The sequence below is a fragment of the Streptomyces sp. NEAU-sy36 genome, from assembly GCF_013423905.1.
In the GTDB taxonomy this organism is placed as follows: Bacteria; Actinomycetota; Actinomycetes; order Streptomycetales; family Streptomycetaceae; genus Streptomyces; species Streptomyces misionensis.
This window is the reverse complement of the sequence record NZ_CP058977.1, coordinates 296,255-313,358: the sequence shown is the minus strand read 5'-3', so window position 1 is coordinate 313,358 and position 17,104 is coordinate 296,255. Positions and strand designations below refer to the sequence as shown.

Annotated in this window: 20 protein-coding genes; 8 read left to right on the top strand and 12 right to left on the bottom strand. The window is 72.9% G+C overall.

Translation table 11 applies throughout. From position 1 onward, the window contains the following. The first annotated feature begins 6 nt into the window (after positions 1–6). Positions 7–492, top strand: coding sequence for a GNAT family N-acetyltransferase (locus tag HZZ00_RS01460; RefSeq protein WP_180330509.1), 486 nt, complete (start codon positions 7–9; stop codon positions 490–492). 24 nt (positions 493–516) lie between these two features. Here the strand turns inward: HZZ00_RS01460 and HZZ00_RS01455 are convergent, their stop codons facing one another. Further along, positions 517–843, bottom strand: a complete 327-nt coding sequence (locus tag HZZ00_RS01455; RefSeq protein WP_306856149.1) for a hypothetical protein — start codon at positions 841–843, stop codon at positions 517–519. A gap of 89 nt (positions 844–932) precedes the next feature. Next, on the bottom strand, positions 933–1,370 hold the full coding sequence (gene arfB / locus HZZ00_RS01450; protein WP_070024047.1) for an alternative ribosome rescue aminoacyl-tRNA hydrolase ArfB: 438 nt from the start codon (positions 1,368–1,370) through the stop codon (positions 933–935). A 163-nt stretch (positions 1,371–1,533) separates the two neighbouring features. On the opposite strand from arfB, the gene HZZ00_RS01445 reads away from it, so the two are divergent. Both HZZ00_RS01445 and HZZ00_RS01440 read left to right on the top strand, forming a co-directional pair. Next, on the top strand, positions 1,534–2,109 hold the full coding sequence (locus HZZ00_RS01445) for a TerD family protein (protein ID WP_180330508.1): 576 nt from the start codon (positions 1,534–1,536) through the stop codon (positions 2,107–2,109). An 88-nt stretch (positions 2,110–2,197) separates the two neighbouring features. Further along, the gene (locus tag HZZ00_RS01440) at positions 2,198–3,139 is read left to right on the top strand and encodes a bifunctional GNAT family N-acetyltransferase/NUDIX hydrolase (protein ID WP_180330507.1); all 942 of its coding nucleotides are present in this window, start codon (positions 2,198–2,200) and stop codon (positions 3,137–3,139) included. Between the two features lie 11 nt (positions 3,140–3,150). On the opposite strand, the gene HZZ00_RS01435 is transcribed toward HZZ00_RS01440, so the two are convergent. Next, complete coding sequence (locus HZZ00_RS01435; RefSeq protein WP_180330506.1) at positions 3,151–4,542, bottom strand: M1 family metallopeptidase; 1,392 nt, start codon at positions 4,540–4,542, stop codon at positions 3,151–3,153. Between the two features lie 52 nt (positions 4,543–4,594). On the opposite strand from HZZ00_RS01435, the gene HZZ00_RS01430 reads away from it, so the two are divergent. Next, positions 4,595–5,095: a hypothetical protein gene (locus HZZ00_RS01430; RefSeq protein WP_070024053.1), complete on the top strand. Its 501-nt coding sequence runs from the start codon at positions 4,595–4,597 to the stop codon at positions 5,093–5,095. 58 nt (positions 5,096–5,153) lie between these two features. Here HZZ00_RS01430 and HZZ00_RS01425 read toward each other — a convergent pair whose 3' ends face one another. Beyond that, positions 5,154–5,831: a pentapeptide repeat-containing protein gene (locus HZZ00_RS01425; RefSeq protein ID WP_180330505.1), complete on the bottom strand. Its 678-nt coding sequence runs from the start codon at positions 5,829–5,831 to the stop codon at positions 5,154–5,156. A gap of 126 nt (positions 5,832–5,957) precedes the next feature. On the opposite strand from HZZ00_RS01425, the gene HZZ00_RS01420 reads away from it, so the two are divergent. Together HZZ00_RS01420 and HZZ00_RS01415 are read left to right on the top strand one after the other, a co-directional pair. Further along, the gene (locus HZZ00_RS01420) at positions 5,958–6,929 is read left to right on the top strand and encodes a zinc-binding dehydrogenase (RefSeq protein ID WP_180330504.1); all 972 of its coding nucleotides are present in this window, start codon (positions 5,958–5,960) and stop codon (positions 6,927–6,929) included. Positions 6,930–6,984: 55 nt separating this feature from the next. Next, complete coding sequence (locus HZZ00_RS01415) at positions 6,985–8,478, top strand: MFS transporter (protein WP_180330503.1); 1,494 nt, start codon at positions 6,985–6,987, stop codon at positions 8,476–8,478. A 32-nt stretch (positions 8,479–8,510) separates the two neighbouring features. Here the strand turns inward: HZZ00_RS01415 and HZZ00_RS01410 are convergent, their stop codons facing one another. Both HZZ00_RS01410 and HZZ00_RS01405 read right to left on the bottom strand, forming a co-directional pair. Then, a complete protein-coding gene (locus HZZ00_RS01410; protein WP_180330502.1) occupies positions 8,511–9,917 on the bottom strand; it encodes an FAD-binding oxidoreductase in 1,407 nt (468 codons plus the stop codon). Between the two features lie 10 nt (positions 9,918–9,927). Continuing rightward, complete coding sequence (locus HZZ00_RS01405; protein ID WP_180330501.1) at positions 9,928–10,593, bottom strand: rhomboid-like protein; 666 nt, start codon at positions 10,591–10,593, stop codon at positions 9,928–9,930. Positions 10,594–10,680: 87 nt separating this feature from the next. On the opposite strand from HZZ00_RS01405, the gene HZZ00_RS01400 reads away from it, so the two are divergent. Together HZZ00_RS01400 and HZZ00_RS01395 are read left to right on the top strand one after the other, a co-directional pair. Then, complete coding sequence (locus HZZ00_RS01400; RefSeq protein ID WP_180330500.1) at positions 10,681–11,778, top strand: nitrous oxide reductase family maturation protein NosD; 1,098 nt, start codon at positions 10,681–10,683, stop codon at positions 11,776–11,778. A 128-nt stretch (positions 11,779–11,906) separates the two neighbouring features. Then, positions 11,907–12,902: a methyltransferase gene (locus HZZ00_RS01395; RefSeq protein ID WP_180333341.1), complete on the top strand. Its 996-nt coding sequence runs from the start codon at positions 11,907–11,909 to the stop codon at positions 12,900–12,902. Between the two features lie 81 nt (positions 12,903–12,983). Here HZZ00_RS01395 and HZZ00_RS01390 read toward each other — a convergent pair whose 3' ends face one another. The 6 genes from HZZ00_RS01390 to HZZ00_RS01365 form a co-directional block, all read right to left on the bottom strand. Further along, positions 12,984–13,307 (bottom strand): TcmI family type II polyketide cyclase, encoded by a 324-nt coding sequence (locus HZZ00_RS01390; RefSeq protein WP_070024064.1) that lies wholly within the window; start codon positions 13,305–13,307, stop codon positions 12,984–12,986. A 42-nt stretch (positions 13,308–13,349) separates the two neighbouring features. Continuing rightward, on the bottom strand, positions 13,350–13,829 hold the full coding sequence (locus HZZ00_RS01385; RefSeq protein WP_180330499.1) for an SRPBCC family protein: 480 nt from the start codon (positions 13,827–13,829) through the stop codon (positions 13,350–13,352). 1 nt (position 13,830) lies between these two features. Further along, positions 13,831–14,085 (bottom strand): acyl carrier protein, encoded by a 255-nt coding sequence (locus tag HZZ00_RS01380; protein WP_070024068.1) that lies wholly within the window; start codon positions 14,083–14,085, stop codon positions 13,831–13,833. A 68-nt stretch (positions 14,086–14,153) separates the two neighbouring features. Then, positions 14,154–15,398 carry a ketosynthase chain-length factor gene (locus HZZ00_RS01375; RefSeq protein ID WP_180330498.1) on the bottom strand — a complete coding sequence of 415 codons (1,245 nt, stop codon included), beginning with the start codon at positions 15,396–15,398 and terminating at the stop codon, positions 14,154–14,156. Positions 15,399–15,405: 7 nt separating this feature from the next. Beyond that, positions 15,406–16,665, bottom strand: coding sequence for a beta-ketoacyl synthase (locus tag HZZ00_RS01370; protein ID WP_180330497.1), 1,260 nt, complete (start codon positions 16,663–16,665; stop codon positions 15,406–15,408). Beyond that, entirely contained in the window at positions 16,662–17,099 is a 438-nt protein-coding gene (locus HZZ00_RS01365) for a cupin domain-containing protein (RefSeq protein WP_070024074.1), read from the bottom strand. Before HZZ00_RS01365 ends, HZZ00_RS01370 begins: the two co-directional genes overlap by 4 nt. Positions 17,100–17,104 lie beyond the last annotated feature (5 nt).

Here is a 17,104-nt window from a genome sequence, read left to right as displayed (position 1 = left end):
GCGCGGATGGCACCGCAGCTGGAAGAGATCACGCCCCGCAACTTCGAGGCCGCCCTCGGCATCCGTGTCCGGCCCGACCAGGAACACGCCGTCGAGCCGGTCGAGCGCTCGCTCGCCGAGGCGTACGTCCACCCCGCCGGGGTGGCCTGGCCCCGCCTGATCCTCGACGGCTCCCGGCCGGTCGGGTTCCTCATGGCCTTCCTCGACATCGACTGGTACGGCGACGGGAGCGTGCGCCGCTCCGGCCTGTGGCGGCTGAACATCGCGGCGGACGAACAGGGCCGCGGGTACGGGCGCTTCGCGGTCGCGGCGGTCGGCGCGGAGATCCGGCGCCGGGGCGGGTCCGATCTGTACGTGACGTGGCACCCGGGCCCGGACGGCCCCGAGGAGTTCTACCTCCGCCTGGGCTTCCGCAAGACCGGGGAGACGAGCGGGGGCCAGGTGGTCGGAGTGCTCGGGCTGGAGGACGGGCCGGACGGCGAAAAGGCCTAGGGTCTTTCGTTGGATCAGGCCGGATCAGGGAGCGGGGTCTGGTGCGTGCAGATGCAAGGCGGAGGAGGGAGTCAACGCGGAGCGTTGGCGCGCGGCGGCGGGGCCGCGCCCGACGATCCGGCCGACCTCCTCGAACGGCACCCCGGACAGGTCGTGCAGCACGAACGCCGGCCGCTCCGCGGTCCCCGGCGTGTCGAGGACGACGAGCAGCGCCGCTCCCGCCGAGTCGGCGAGCAGCGCGTCCTGCGCGGGGTCCGGCTCGGCCGGGGGGCCCGGCCGCCGGCTCTCCAGCGGCTGTTCGCCCCGGGCGCGGCGCGAGCGCGGCACGTCGAGGCGGACCCGCCCGACCACGGTGGTCGGCCGGCCCCCCGGGCTCGGCCGCCGAGACCGAGGGCGCGGTGCGTGTCGGCGCTCCGGGGCGGCGGATGGGACAGCCGGCCCTACCCCCAGTCCCGGCCCGAGCGCCCGCGCTTGGTCTGCGCGCGCTGCTTCTTGTCCCGCAGCCGGCGCTCGTTGATGCCGCGCGGGATCCGGGTGGGCTTGCGCGGCTTGGGCGGGGGCGCGGTCGCCTCCGCGAGGAGCGCGGCGAGGCGTACGGCGGCGGCCTCGCGGTTGCGCCACTGGGAACGGTGCTCGGATGCCCGTACGGTCACCACCCCGTCGACCAGCCGGCCGGCCAGCCGCTGCAGGGCCCGCTCCTTCCACACCGGCGGCAGCGCCTCGGTGGCCGCCAGGTCGAAGCGCAGCTCCACCTGGGAGTCACTGGTGTTCACATGCTGCCCGCCGGGCCCCGACGACCTGGAGAAACGCCACATCAGCTCGGCCTCGGGGAGCGAGACGGAGCCGCGGACGAGGTAAGGACCGGACATGCCTTCCATGTTCCCGGTCCGGGCCCGTGCGCGTCACCCGGATTTCCCGGACCGTGGAGATGTGCGGGTAAAAAAGGTAAAGGGGTGCGGAACCATCAGGGTCCCCCTCCGCGTTGTCCCGGGTGACGGTAGCTTCGTCGGCACGCATTTCACGTCTTAGGAAGGACCCCACATGGCTGTAAGCCTGTCCAAGGGTGGCAACGTCTCGCTCACCAAGGAGGCTCCGGGCCTGACCGCCGTCACCGTGGGCCTCGGCTGGGACGTCCGCACCACCACGGGCACGGACTTCGACCTGGACGCCTCCGCGATCGCGGTCAACGCGCAGGGCAAGGTCTACTCGGACGCCCACTTCGTCTTCTTCAACAACAAGCAGACCCCGGACAACACCATCGTCCACACCGGCGACAACCGCACGGGCGAGGGCGCGGGCGACGACGAGGCGATCAACGTCAACCTGGCCGCCCTGCCCGCCGACATCGACAAGGTCGTCTTCCCGGTCTCCATCTACGACGCCGAGAACCGCGGCCAGAACTTCGGCCAGGTCCGCAACGCCTACATCCGCATCGTCAACCAGGCCGGCGGCGCCGAGATCGCCCGCTACGACCTGTCCGAGGACGCCGCCACCGAGACCGCGATGGTCTTCGGCGAGTTGTACCGCAACGGCGCGGAGTGGAAGTTCCGCGCGGTGGGCCAGGGTTACGCCTCGGGCCTGGTCGGCATCGCCCAGGACTTCGGCGTCAACGTCTGAGGCAGCCGTTCTCGCACCTCCCCGGCGGACCGCCGGGGAGGGCGGAAATTCCGGCGCGGGCGCGCGAGCGCGGGGGTAGGTTGCCCCGATGATCCTCGCGCCCCTCTCCCCCGGCCAGGACATCCCGGGCCCTTTGCTGTCCGAACTCACCGCGCTGTACGCGTCGAACAGCGCCTTCCACCGCCTCACCGGCGACTTCCCCGACCCGGACGACATCCGGCCGCACCAGGTCGCCGAGGCCCTGACCGGGGAACTGGCCGTCCCGGGAGCCGAGGTGCTGCTCGCCCGTGCCGGCGACGGACGGCTCCTCGGGCTGGCGATCACGCTCGCCCGGCATCCCGACCCGGCCGACCCGGACCCCTGGATCGGGCTGCTGCTGGTGCACGGGGCCGAGCACGGCAAGGGGTACGGCCGCGCCCTCGCCGAGCGACTGGAGGACCGGCTGCGCACACGGGGTGCCGCCGCCGTGCGGCTCGCCGTGCTCGACAACAACCCGGCGGGGCTGGCCTTTTGGACCTCGCTCGGCTACGGCCTGCTCGACCGTCGCGCCGACCGCGCCCTCGGCCGTCCCTGCGCCGTCCTGCGCAAGCCGCTGCGCGCCCTGCGGCCGGCGGCCCGGATCGCCGTCGTGGACCCGGACGGCGCGGTGCTGCTGTTCCGCTACGACAACGCCGAGGCGGGCATCCACTGGGCTCTGCCGGGCGGCGGCCTGGAGGCGGGCGAGGGGCCGCGCGAGGGCGCCCTGCGGGAGCTGGCGGAGGAGACGGGCTGGACCGATCTGTCACCGGGCACCCTGCTGTGCACCTGGGAGAACGACTTCACCCGCGCGGGCGTGCCCGTCCGTCAGCACGAGCACGTCTACGTCACGCGGGGACCGCGGCGCGAGCCGGGCGGCGCGGACCTCGCGGCCGAGGGCGTCCTCGCCTGGCACTGGTGGTCGCCGCGGGAGCTGGCGCGGGCGCGGGAGCCGGTGTGGCCGCGCGGGCTGGCCCGGATGCTGGAGGCGTGGGCGTCGGCCGGGGGCAGGTGAGGGGGCGTGCGCTACGGGTGCGCCGGCTTCCCCTCCCCGTACAGCCAGTCCCGCCAGATCTCGCTGAAGTCCACGCCAGGGAAACGTTTTTGGACGTAGGCCGTGAAATCCGCCGTGCTCGCGTTGCCGTGGCGGTGGGCCGCGGGCCAGGCGCGCAGGAAGGCGAAGAAGGCCTTGTCGCCGACCTTCTGGCGGATCTTGTGCAGGACCATGGCGCCGCGCTGGTAGACGGGCGTGCCCGAGATGTGCTCCGCGCTCGACGGCCGCGCGGGCGGGAAGGCCCAGAGGGTGTCGTCGTCGCGGTGGTAGTAGTCGAGGAAGGTCCGCTGGGCGCTGTCCCCGCCGTGGTCCTCCTGCCACAGCCACTGGGCGTAGGTGGCGAAGCCCTCGTTGAGCCACATGTCGCGCCATGACTTCGGGGTGACCGAGTCGCCGTACCACTGGTGGGCCAGTTCGTGCACGAGGGTGCCGGTCTCGGGGGCGCCGGGGAAGACGGGCCGGTTCTGGGTCTCCAGGGCGTAACCGGCGGCGCCGGGGCGGGTGATGATCGCGCCGACGGAGGAGAAGGGGTAGGGGCCGAAGGTGTCCTCCTCCCACTTGACGATGCCGGGCAGTTGCGCGAGAACCGCCGCGCTCGCCCTGACCTGGCCGGGGTCGACGGCGGTGAGGACGGGCAGTCCGCCGGGCCCCTCGCTGCGGGTGACGACGAAGTGGCCGATGGCGACGGTGGCGACGTAGCCGGCCATGGGCTGGGCGGTGTGCCAGTGGTAGGCCGTACGGCCGCCGTGGGTGGACTGGCTCGCCAACTCACCGTTGCAGACGGCCTGGAGGCCCTGCGGCACGGTGACGGTGATGTCGTACGTGGCCTTGTCGGAGGGGTGGTCGTTGCCGGGGAACCAGGCCATGGAGCCGACCGGCTCGCCGAGGCCGAGGGCGCCGTCGGCGGTGGGCAGCCAGCCCTCCTCGGAGCCGTCGGGATCGGTGAGGGTGCGCGGGACGCCGGAGTAGCGCACCGTCGTCCGGAAGGTGTGGCCCTCGCGCAGGTCGTCGTGCGGGCGGACGGTGAGCTTCTGCCCGGCGCGGTTGAAACGGGCGTCCCGGCCGTCGACGCCGACCGAGTCCACGCGCAGCCCGGAGAGGTCCAGGTCGAAGGCCGACAGGTCCTTGGTGGCACGGGCGGTGATCACCGCGGTGCCGGTGAGCCGGCGGGTGGCGGGGGTGTAGTCGAGGGTGAGGGCGTAGTGGTCCACGTCGTAGCCGCCGTTGCCCGCCCTCGGGAAGTACGGGTCGCGCAGACCGGAGCCGCCCGGGGTGCCGTGCACCCCGCCCTCGCACGCGGTGCCGGTGAGGACGAGGGCCAGCACGGCCGCGGTGGCCGGCACGGCACGTACGGATCTGGACATGTCAGCGATCTTAGGGGCGGGGACAGGCCAGGCGGCGTGACACCATCGGTGGGTGCTCGATATCGGCTATGCCCTCTCCAACCGCTTCCCGGACCCGCCGCAGACCGACTACCGCCGCGCGGACGTCCACGCGCTGCGGCACGACCTGTTCTGCGGGGACGTGTACCTCGCGGACACGAAGACGGACCGGGAGCTGTCCACCGCCTGGGGATGGGTGCCGGTGCTGGACTTCGCGTGGGCGCTGTGCGACATCGTGGAACGCCTGGACCGGGACCCGATGGGCTCCCGCGCCGCCCGGCCGCAGCGGGCGGAGCTGGACTTCACCGAGTCCACCGACCGGATGCTCTTCGAGCGCCGCTTCGGGTGGGTCGACATCACCGCCGACTGGCAGCCCCTGGAGGAGCCCCCGCTGTCCTTCTCGCACGCCGAACTCCGCCGTGAGGCGCGGGACTTCCTGCACGACCTGATCGCCGACCTCGTCGATCTCCACGAGGAGCTGGGCGACAACCCGGCGGTCTGGACCCTGCAGGCCCGCTTCCCCCGCGTCTCCTAGGGCTCTCGTCTGGATCATGCCGGGCTCGCGCCTGATCCAAACGAAAGACCCTAGCCGGCTACTCCACGCGGATCCCGACGGCAGCCGCCAACGCCGGTGCGAGATCCAGTAGTTGCCCGGTGCTGATCACCGCGCCGGACAACCGTTCGAGGCCCCGGGCGATCTCCAGCGGCGCGGCACCGCGCAGATCCACGTCCTTGAGGGTGGCCCCGCCGAAATCCGCCCCCTTCAGCGCGCAGTCCACGAACTCCACCCGCTCCAGGCGGGCGCCCGCGAAGTCCGGCTCGACCAGCACGCAGGACTCGAAGACCACGTCCCGCAGGCGGGCCGTGCGCAGGTTCAGGAAGTCGAGCTTGCCGCCGCGCACCACGACCCGCTCCAGCACGGCGCCGTGCAGCTGGGTGCCGCCGAGCCGGGGCTCGGTCAGTTCGACGTCGCGCAGGGTGGCCTCGGCGAGATCGGTGCCGACCCCGCGGGGAGCGGTGAGCACGCAGTCCAGGACGCGGGCGTGGCGCAGCCGGGTCCCGTCCAGCGCGCAGCCGCGCAGCGCGCAGTCCATGAACCGGGCGCCCGCCGCGTCCTGCCCGCTCAGATCCGCGTCCCCCAGTTCCAGTCCGTCGTAGTCGCCGTCGGCCTCCAGCGGGCCGCCGTCCCACGGTTCCAGCGGCGGCAGGCGCAGCTCCGGCCGCCGTGCCCCGCGCCGCATCCGGCTGCCGCCGGTCGTTTCCCTCGCCATGCGGTCCATGCTGCACCCCGCCACCGACAACGGCCCCGGCCCGCGCGAACACCGCCACGGCCGGCCCTTGACCTCAACCGCGCTTCAGGTCGGAGAGTTGCGGCAGTCGCTCACCTGGGGGTCCCCATGCACGCCGTACGCCTGTACGCCTTCGGTCCGGCCGAGAACCTGACCTACGAGGAGGCCGAGGATCCGGTCCCGGGCCCGGGGCAGGTGCGGATCGCGGTCGCCGCGGCCGGGGTGCACCTGCTCGACACGGCGCTGCGCGCGGGGCACCGCGGCCCGCTGCCGGAGCGGCCCGCCCTGCCGACCGTGCCCGGCCGGGAGGTGGCGGGCGTGGTGGACGCGCTCGGCGAGGGGGTGGCCGCGACGTGGCTCGGCAAGCGCGTGGTCGCCCACCTGGGCTTCGCGCCCGGCGGGTACGCCGAACTGGCCGTCACCGACGCCGGGCGGCTGCACGAGGTCCCGGAGCCGCTGGACTTCGCGGCGGCCGTCGCGATGATCGGCACCGGCCGCACCGCCCTGGGCGTCGCGGGGTGCGCCGAACCGGGGCCGGACGACGTGGTGGTCGTACCGGCGGCCGCGGGCGGCATCGGCACGCTGCTGGTGCAGTACGCGGTGGCGGCCGGGGCGACCGTGGTCGGACTCGCGGGCGGCCCGGCGAAGACGCGGCGGGTACGGGCGGACGGCGCCGCGCTCGCCGTCGACTACACCGCGCCCGGCTGGGCCGCCGAGGTGCGGGCGGGACTCGGCGGACGAGCCGCGACGATCGTCTACGACGGGGTGGGCGGCGCGGTCGCCCGGGAGGCCGTGGCGCTGCTCGGGCCGGGCGGCCGGCACCTGGTCTTCGGCTGGTCGGCGGAGGGCATCGGCGACGGGCGGGGGTACGTCGTGGAGGGCGTCTCCGAGACGGTGCTCGGGCCGGAGCTCGTGCGGCGGGGCGGGGGGCTGCGGGCGCTGGAGGAGCGGGCGCTCGCACAGGCCGCGCGGGGGCGGCTGCGGCCCGCCGTCACCCGCTTCCCGCTCGCGGCGGCGGCTGCCGCGCACCGGGCGCTGGAGAACCGCGGCACCGTCGGGAAGGTGGTGCTGGAGCCCTGAGGCCCCGAGCCCGCACCCGGATGCGGTACGTACCGATTCATGGTCTTCTGGCCAGATGAGTCTCGGCCGAACGGGTGAGTCCCGGGCCGCCGCGGAGGGTACGGATCCGCACCGCTGGTGGGGGCTGGTCGTCATCGCCCTCGCCCAGCTGATGGTGGTCCTGGACGCCACGATCGTGAACATCGCGCTCCCCTCCGCCCAGCGTGCCCTGCACATGTCCGACGGCAACCGGCAGTGGGTGATCACCGCCTACACGCTGGCCTTCGGCGGTCTGCTGCTGCTCGGCGGCCGGGTCGCCGATCTCATGGGCCGAAAACGCACCTTCGTGATCGGGCTCGTGGGCTTCGCCGTCGCCTCCGCGTTCGGCGGCGCGGCCACCGGCTCGGGGATGCTCTTCGGCGCCCGCGCGCTGCAAGGCGTCTTCGCGGCGGTGCTCGCGCCCTCCGCGCTGTCCCTGCTGACCACGACGTTCACCGACCCGCGCGAGCGCGGCAAGGCGTTCGGCGTCTACGGCGCGCTGGCCGGCAGCGGCTCGGCGATCGGGCTGATCGTCGGCGGGGTGCTCACCGAGTACCTCACCTGGCGCTGGTGCCTGTACGTCAACGTGCCCATCGCCGCGCTCGCGGTCTTCGGCGCGTTCGCCCTGCTGCACGACCGGCCGGGGCACGACGACGTCCGCCTCGACGTGCCCGGTGCGGTGCTCGGCTGCGGCGGCCTGGTCGCGATCGTCTACGGCTTCAGCGAGGCGGAGCCGCGCGGCTGGACGGACCCGCTGGTGCTCGGGCTGCTCGGGGCGGGAGCGCTGCTGCTCGCGGCGTTCGTGTGGTGGCAGGCCCGGGCGCCGAGCCCGCTGCTGCCGCTGCACATCCTGCGGGACCGGGACCGGGCGGGCTGCTTCCTGACGATGATGCTCGCGGTGATCGGCATGTTCGGGCTGTTCCTGTTCATGACCTACTACCTCCAGGTCATCCTGCGCTACTCGCCGGTGCGCACGGGGCTGGCCTTCCTGCCGATGACCGCGGCGATCGTCACCGGGTCCACCCAGATCTCCGCGCGGCTGCTGCACCACGTGCCGCCGCGGCTGCTGATGGTGCCGGGCATGCTGCTGGCGGCGAGCGGCCTGCTGCTGCTGACCCGGCTGACCGTCCGTTCCTCCTACGCCGGGGAGATCCTGCCGTCCCTGCTGCTGCTGGGGCTGGGCATGGGGCTGACGTTCATGCCGGTGTTCGCCACGGCCACGGCGGGGGTCGCGCCGCGCGACTCGGGGGTCACCTCCGCGACCGTCAACACCGCGCAGCAGGTGGGCGGCTCGATCGGTACGGCCCTGCTCAACACCCTCGCCACCACCAGCGCCGCCGCCTACATCGCCGCCCGCCCGCACCGGCCGGCCACGGTCGCGGCCGGCGTCGTCCACGGCTACACCGTCGCCATCGGCTGGGCCGCCGCCATCATGCTCCTGGCCGGCCTGGTCGCCGGTCTGCTGGTCACCGCCCGGGCCCCCAAGCACGGCCGCCGGCCGAAGACCCCGGTGTCCGAACCGGTCGCCTGACTCCACGGCCGGCCGCGGGCCGTCCCGCCCTCTCAGTGGCGCCCCGCCACCCAGTCCGCGGCCCTGGCCAGGCGGGAGGATTCGCCGGCGGGGTGGAGGCGCTCGCGGTGGTCGGCCGTGTGGTAGGTGGCGTACATGCCCTGGACGCCGAGCCAGCGGAAGGGTTCGGGTTCCCACTTGCGGACCTTGTGGCCGACCCAGGGCAGGTCGGTCAGTTCGGTGCGGCCGCCCTGCCCGGAGTCCTGCTGGACCAGGTCGCGCAGGGTGCGGGCGGCGAGGTTGGTGGTGGCGACGCCGGAGCCGACGTAGCCGCCCGCCCAGCCGAGGCCGGTGGAGCGGTCCAGGGTGACCGTGGCGCACCAGTCGCGGGGCACGCCGAGGACGCCGGACCAGGCGTGGGTGACCGCGACACCGGCCAGGGACGGGAAGAAGCGCACCAGGACGTCCCGCAGCGCCTCGACGGTCGCCCGCTGGGTGCGGCCGTCGTTGTCCGTGCGGGAGCCGAAGCGGTACGGCACCCCGCGCCCGCCGAGCGCGATCCGGCCGTCGGCGGTGCGCTGCGCGTACATGTAGGCGTGCGCCATGTCGCCCAGCGTCTCCCGGCCGTCCCAGCCGATCGCCGCCCACTGCTCCTCGCTCAGCGGCTCGGTGGCGATCATCGAGGAGTTCATCGGCAGCCACGTCCGCTTCTGGCCCTTGAGGGAGGCGGTGAAGCCCTCGGTGCAGCGCAGGACGTAGGGCGCGCGGACGGTGCCGTAGGGGGTGACGGCGTGCTTGGGGCGGATCTCCGTCACCGGGGTCGACTCGTGGATCGTCACCCCGAGCGCGGCCACCGCCGCCGCCAGACCCTTCACCAGCTTCACCGGGTGCAGCCGGGCGCCGTGCGGGGTCCAGGTGGAGCCGACGGCGTCCGCGATCCGGATCCGCTCGGCCGTCTCCCGGGCGCCGTACAGCTCGCGGTCCTTCTCGCCGTACGACAGCTCGTGCTCGTGGAACGCCTTCAGCCGGGCCAGCTGGGCGGGGGTGGTGGCCACCTCCAGGACGCCGCCCTTGTGCAGGTCCGCGTCGATGCCCTCCGCCTCGGCGACCGCGATCACCTCGTCCACGGTGTCGTTCATCGCCTTCTGGAGCCGTACCGCGGCCTCCCGCCCGTGCAGCCTGGCGTACCGGTCGCGGCCCGCGACGCCGTTGTACAGCCAGCCGCCGTTGCGGCCCGAGGCGCCGTAACCGCAGAACTTCTGCTCCAGGACGGTGATCCGCAGGAAGGGCGCGGCCTTCTTCAGGTAGTAGGCGGTCCACAGACCGGTGTATCCGCCGCCGACGATCACCACGTCGGCCGTGGCGTCCCCGGACAGCGGTTCCCGTACCGCCGGGAGGCCGTCGTCCGCGTACCAGAAGGAGATGCCACCGTTCACGACACTGCTCACCGAGCTGCTCATGGCCGGGAACCTAACCCGTGGGAGTGGTCGGTGTCTCCTTCGGATTCCGTGCTTTCGCGCGGCTCGTGGTGAGCGGGTAGCAGGCCAGGCCGATCAGCATCGCCAGGAAGTGCCCGACGTCGGTGAAGGTCGGCGACCCGGCCAGCGGAAGGGTGAAGACGGCGAGGACGACGGCGAGATAGCCGTAGCGCCAGGGCGGGGCGATCCGGTAGGTGAGGACGGCGACGACGCCGGCCAGCGCGTAACTGACGCCGATGTCCAGGGTGTTGACCGCCGAGTGCGGCGCGATGCCGTCCTTGATCGCCTTCAGCAGCAGGCCCTCGCTGACCAGGGACGCCAGCACGTGCGCACAGGCGCACACCGCGAGCCAGCGGGCGGTGCCGAGCCACCGCTCGGCCGGTGCGTGGAAGACCGTGTACAGCACGGCGTACGGCAGCCACCGCCCGCCGTCGATCCACATCGCGCTGGTGACCAGCACCCGCAGCGGGGTGCGCGACAGCTCGTGGATGTTGGTCGACCTGCGGCGCAGAAAGTGCTGCTCGAACCCCGGCGACATGCGGTGCACCGCGACGGTCGTGACGAACAGGACGGCCAGCCAGACGTAGGTGCCCGGGGCGCCGCGGACGTACCGCGCGACCGCCCCGAGTCCACGGCGCAAGGGCTTGACCCGGCTCACGTCGCCAGTATGCGGCCCCTTCCGCTGACACGCCGCCGGATGGCCTATCCGTACAAATAAGGATTATTGGGTCATAACGTACCTGGTATGAAGAGATGTCACATCGCTTATGCCGCGAGCGCCGTCGCAGCACTGATCGGCGCGGGACTCGGCGCCGCCCCCGCGGCGGCCGCCCACCAGACCCTGGTGGTCCGCCAGGGCGAATCGATCCAGCAGGCGGTGAACCGCGCGCAGCCCGGTGACACCGTGCTGGTGCTCCCCGGTACCTACAAGGAGAGCGTCACGATCAACACGCCCCGGGTCACCCTGCGCGGCCTGGGCGGCCGCACGGTGATCGAGCCGGCCGTGAGGACGGTCGCGGGCAAGGCGCCGCAGGCGAACACCAAGGCGACCAAGAGCTGCGCCGAGGGCGGCAACGGCATCTGCGTGATCGGCACCAAGAAGAAGAACGTCGAGGGCGTCACCGTCGCCGATCTGCGGGTGACCGGCTTCGCCCGCGCCGGGGTGTTCGGCATGGCGACCGACGGCATGACCGTGCGCGGCGTCCAGGCCGTGAAGAACGCGGTGTGGGGCATCGCCCAGGAGCGCTCCGTGCGCGGCCACATCTTCGGCAACTACGCCCAGGGCAACGGCGACGCGGGCGTCTTCCTCGCCAACACCATCACCGAGGAGGCCGGCGCCCTCGACACCCGGCGGACGGTGGTCGAGCGCAACCGGCTGGAGAACAACCGGATCGGCGTCACCGTGCGCCGCCTGCGCAACCTCGCCGTCGCCGAGAACTACATCACCGGCAACTGCGCCGGTGTGTTCGTCGTCGGTGACGAGAACAGACCCAAGGCCGGTGCCCTGGAGGTCGCGTACAACGACGTGAGCAGGAACAACAAGTCCTGCCCGAAGACCGACCGGCTGCCTGCGATCCAGGGCTCCGGCATCGTGCTGACCGGCACCGAGAAGACCGTGGTGGACGGCAACCGGGTCGTCGGCAACACGGGCAGGTCCCCGCTGTCCGGCGGCATCGTGCTCTTCAAGAGCTTCGTCGGCGTCACCAACGACGACAACCGCATCAGCGACAACTCGCTGGACGGCAACGGGCCCGCCGACCTCGTCAACACCGAGACCAAGGGCAAGGGCAACACCTTCCAGCACAACGCCTGCCGCGCCTCCAAGCCCTCGGGCCTGTGCTGACCGCCCGACCACTGCCCCTGCTGGACCGACGCAGACCGAAGAACGAAGGAAGCCGGCAGATGACCACCGCCGAGACGGCACCGCCGAACCAGACCACCCCTCAGGCCCCCACCGCCCCGCCCCCGCCGATGCGGCTGCGCGAGCTCGTGTTCGGGGCGGCCCTGTCCGCCGCGGTCCGCGCCGCCGCCCGGCTGGGCGTGCCCGACGCGCTCGGGGACACCCCGATGTCCGCCGAGGCCCTCGCGGCCGCGGTGCGCACCGAACCCAAGCCGCTGCGCCGCATGCTGCGCGCCCTGACCTGCTACGGCGTCTTCACCGAGCGGCCCGACGGCACCTTCGCGCACACCGAGATGTCCCGGCTGCTGCGCGAGGACGACCCGAACAGCCTGCGCGCCATCGCGCTGTGGTGCACCGAGCCGTGGACCTGGGCCGCGTGGCCCAAGCTGGACGAGGCGGTGCGCACCGGCCGCAACGTGGTGGAGGGCCTGTACGGCAAGGAGTTCTTCACCTACCTCAACGAGGACGCCCCCGAGTCCGCGGACGTCTTCAACCGGGCCATGACCCGCTCCAGCGAGCAGTCGGCGCGCGAGGTCGCGGCCCTGCTCGACCTGTCCGGCGCCGATTCCGTCGCCGATCTCGGCGGCGGCCAGGGACACGTGGTGGCCTGCCTGCTGGACAAGTACCCGCGGATGCACGGCAGTCTGCTGGACCTGCCCCGGGTGGTGGAGAACGCGCTGCCGAGGCTGCGCGAGGGCGGCGACCTCGCCGACCGCGCCCAGATCGTGCCGGGCGACGTCCGGGAGGCGATCCCGGTCCGCGCGGACGTCTACATCATCAAGAACATCCTGGAGTGGGACGACGAGAGCACGGCCCGGCTGCTGCACAACGTCGTCCAGGCGGGCGGGCCCGGGACCCGGGTCGTGGTCATCGAGAACCTGGTCGACGACACCCCGTCGATGCGGTTCAGCACCGCGATGGACCTGCTGCTGCTCCTCAACGTCGGCGGGGCCAAGCACACCACCGACAGCATGGTGCGCCGGCTCACCGCGGCCTCTCTCACCGTGGACACCATCCGGCCCGTCAACCCGTACCTGCACGCCTTCGAGTGCCACGTGCAGGGGTGACGGACACACCCGGGCCGTCGGCCGCCGGGCCCGCTTCGCCGCGGGCCCGGCGGCCGACGGCCGTCCGGTGGACAGTCGCGCTCAGGGGCGCTCCCAGACGTAGAAGCGGTGCGCCATCGCGTCCTTGGGAGACCGCCAGGTCTCCGGGTCGTACGCGCTGACGTACGCCGTCAGCCGCTCGCTGACGTCCCTGAACTCGGGGTGTTCGGTGACCTTGGCGATGGCCGGGCCCGGTTCGCGCTCGGACTCGATGAGGTGCATGTACACATCGCCGAACTGGAAGAGGCTGCGCCGGGTGACGCCCACGAGGCGGGGCAGTTCCCCGCGGTCGGACTCCTCGAAGATCTTGGCGATGTCGGGGGCTGAACCCGGGGCCATCCGGGCGACGATCAGGGCCTGGTGCACGGTGTTCGTCCTCTCCTCGTTGCCTTCGGTCCTCCTCGTGGCTCAGTCGGCGAGCGCCGGGGCGGGCCGGTGCCCGGCGGCGGCCTTCTCGATCTTGTCGCGGATCAGGGCCATCTGGACCTTGGAGTTCTTGTTGATGTTGTCGGTCATCCACTCGTCGTCGACCGGCGCCTCGGGCTTCATCGCGAAGTCCTGCGTCCACACCATGCGGGTGCCGGCCGGGACCTCCTCGTAGGCCCAGTGGATGTCCATGTGGGCGAACGGACCGGTCTCCACCCGGCGGGCCCTGACGGTGCGGGTGGCGCGGTCGGGCTCGCGCTCGGAGACCCAGCTCCAGACGGTGCCGTTCTCGTCCGGGTGCATGGTGAGCCGGAAGGTGGTCTTCTCGCCCTCCCGCTTGAGCACCTCGACCGCGGCGTACTCGCTGAAGAGCTGGGGCCAGCGCTCCAGATCGTTGGTCATGTCCCAGACCAGGTCGAGCGGGGCCGCGATGGTGATCTCGTTCTGGGTGTGTCCTGCCATGTCAGGCTCCTGCCATCAGCGTGTTGTTGACGAGGTTGAGGAACTGCTGGGGGGTCTTGCAGCGCTCGGCGTCCACCGGCATCGGCGTGCCGTGCTCGTTCTCCAGCTCACCGACGATGCCGAGCAGGCCCAGCGAGTCGACGCCGAGGGCGTCGAAGCCGGTGTCCGGCTTGTCGTGGAGCTGCTCGGGGCTGACGGTGACGCCGGCCGCCTTCTTCATGAGCGCTGCGAGTTCTTCGACGGTGATCTTGGACATGTCGTTCTTCTCCTTTGCTGTGCTCTCTGCGCCGTTGCCGTGGCCGGCCGCCCGGTGGACCGCGTTGTTCACCGGGCGGCGGGGTGCCGCAGCACCAGCGCCGAGTTCGACCCCATGAGGCCGCGGCTGAGGACCAGCGCCGTGCGGGACTCGGCGGCGCGGGCGCGGCCGGTGACGAGGTCGAGGTCGTGGCAGACGTCGTGCACGTTCGGGGTCGGCGGGATCAGTCCGTGCTCCATCGCGAGCACGGCCGCGGCGGTGTCCAGCACCGGGGCCGCGCAGTAGCCCCGGCCGGTACCGGTCTTCGGCGCGGTGACCGGCACCCGCGTGCCGTGCGCGCCGAGGGCGTCGGCGATCGCCAGCGCCTCCGCCCGGTCCGCCGCCGGCACCCCGAGGGCGTCGGCGAAGACCACGTCGACCTCCTCGGGCGCGCACTCCGCCTCGGCCAGCGCCTGCCGGATGGCCTGGGCGAGGCCCGCGCGGGACTCCGCCCAGCGGGCGGCGCCGGTGAAGGTGGCCCCGTGCCCGGCCACGAAGGCCCGGATGTCGGCGCCGCGCTCCCGGGCCGCGGCGGCGGCCTCCACCACGAGCATCGCGCCGCCCTCGGCGGGCACGAACCCGCACGCCGCGTCGGTGAACGGCCGGTAGGCGCGGGCCGGGTCGCTCTCCCGGCTCAGCTCCTCGTAGCCGAGCTGGCAGACCACCGAGTACGGCGCGAGCGGCGCCTCGGTGGACCCGGCCACGATCGCGTCGGTGCCCCGCCGCACCGCCCGGGCCGCGTGCGCGAGGGCGTCCAGACCGCCGGCCTCGTCGGAGGCGACGACCGAACAGGGGCCCTTGAAGCCGCGGCGGATGGAGACCTGGCCGGTGCTCGCGGCGTAGAACCAGGCGATGGACTGGTACGGCCCCACGAACCGGCTGCCCTTGCCCCACAGCCGCTGCAGTTCGCGCTGGCCGAACTCGCCGCCGCCGGATCCGGCGGCGGTCACCACACCGATCGAGTACGGCGACTCGGCGGTGTCGGCCGGGCCGAGCCGGGCGTCGCCGAGCGCGAAGTCGGCCGCCGCCATGGCGTAGTGGGTGAACCGGTCGGTCTGGACGAGGAAACGCTCCTCGATGGTGTCCGCCGCCTCGAAGGCGCGGACCTCGCCGGCCACCTTCAGCGGCAGGTGTTCGCAGCCCTCGCGGGTCACCCGGTCCAGGACGCTCAGGCCCTCGTGGGTGGCCTTCCAGAAGGTGTCGGTGCTGATGCCGTTGGGCGCGACCACGCCGATGCCGGTGACGGCCGCGCGCCGGTCCTGGGGTTCGCTCATCGTGTCCTCACTCCCTCGGCCGGGTCAGGATCACCGCGGACTGGAAGCCGCCGAACCCGCTGCCCACGGAGAGCACGCTGGTCAGCTTCCGTTCGCGGGCGGTACGCGGCACGTAGTCGAGGTCGCACTCGGGGTCGGGGGTCTCGTAGTTCGCGGTCGGCGGCACGGCCTGCTTGGCCAGCGCCAGCACGCAGGCGACCAGTTCGATGGCGCCGATCGCCCCGAGCGAGTGGCCCACCATGGACTTGATGGAGCTCATCGGGGTGTCGTAGGCGTGCTGCCCGAGCGCCCGCTTGACCGCCGCCGTCTCGTGGCGGTCGTTCTGCCGGGTGCCGGAGCCGTGCGCGTTGACGTAGTCGATCGCAGTGGGGTCGAGCCGGGCCTGGTCGAGGGCGGTGGAGATGGCCCGCGCCATCTCCAGGCCCTCCTTGGTCAGACCGGTCATGTGGTAGGCGTTGCCGAAGGTGGCGTAGCCGCCGAGCTCGCAGTAGACGTGCGCGCCGCGGGCCCGGGCGTGCTCCAGCTCCTCCAGGACGAGCACCGCGCCGCCCTCGCCCATGACGAAGCCGTCACGGTTGTTGTCGAAGGGCCTGGAGGCGTGCGCGGGGTCGTCGTTGTTCGGCGAGGTGGCCTTGATCGCGTCGAAGCACGCCATGGTGATCGGGGATATGGGCGAGTCCGACGCACCGGCTATGCAGATGTCGGCCCGGCCCTCCTGGACGGTGTGGAAGGCGTAGCCGACGGCGTCCAGACCCGAGGTGCAGCCGGTGGAGACGGTCTGCACCGGACCCTGGGCGCCGAAACGTTCCGCCACCGCGGAGGCCGCCGTTGCCGGGGTGAAGGCCCGGTGCAGCTGCGGCCGGGCCCGCTCGGGGTCCACGTCCCAGCGCTCGCCGCCATGGCTGACCAGCACGTAGTCGTTCTCCAGGCGGGTGGTGCCGCCGACCGCGGTGCCCACCGACACCGCGACCCGCCACGGGTCCTCCCGCCGGAGGTCCAGCCCCGAGTCGCGGACCGCCTCCTCGCCCGCGACCAGGGCGAACTGGATGTACCGGTCCGACCGCTCCACCTGCTCGGCGTCCAGACCGTGCGCCGCCGGATCGAAGTCGCACTCGGCCGCGATCCGCGAGCGCAGCTGGGAGGGGTCGAAGAAGGTGATGCCCCGCGTCGCGGTCCGGCCGGTGGCGAGCAGATCCCAGAACGCGGGTACACCGATGCCGCCCGGGGCGACGATGCCTATGCCGGTGACCGCCACGCGCCGGTTCATGACCGGACCCCTCCCCCGTCGGCACCCGCACCCGCCGGTTCGGCCGCCGGCGTCTCCTCGGTGTCGACGTGCCCGAGCTGCGGGCGCGGCGCCAGCGGACCCAGGTGGAAGACGATCCGCGCCTCCACCTTGCCGACGTTGCGGAACCGGTGCCGCATGCCGATGGGGATCATCAGCCCCTGCTCCGGGCGCAGCACGTGCGGCTCGCCGTCCAGGTCGACCTCCAGCTGGCCGCAGACGACGTAGACGAACTCCTCGGAGTAGGGGTGGTAGTGCTCACCGATGCGGTCGCCGGGCTGCACGATGGCCACGCCCATGAAGCCGCTGGTGGAGCCGACCGTGGCCGGGGTGAGCATGGCGCGCAGATCACCGCCGCGCCGCGTGTTGGGCTCGACCTCGCTGAGGTCCACGATTCTCGGACGGGGTTGGATCACGACAG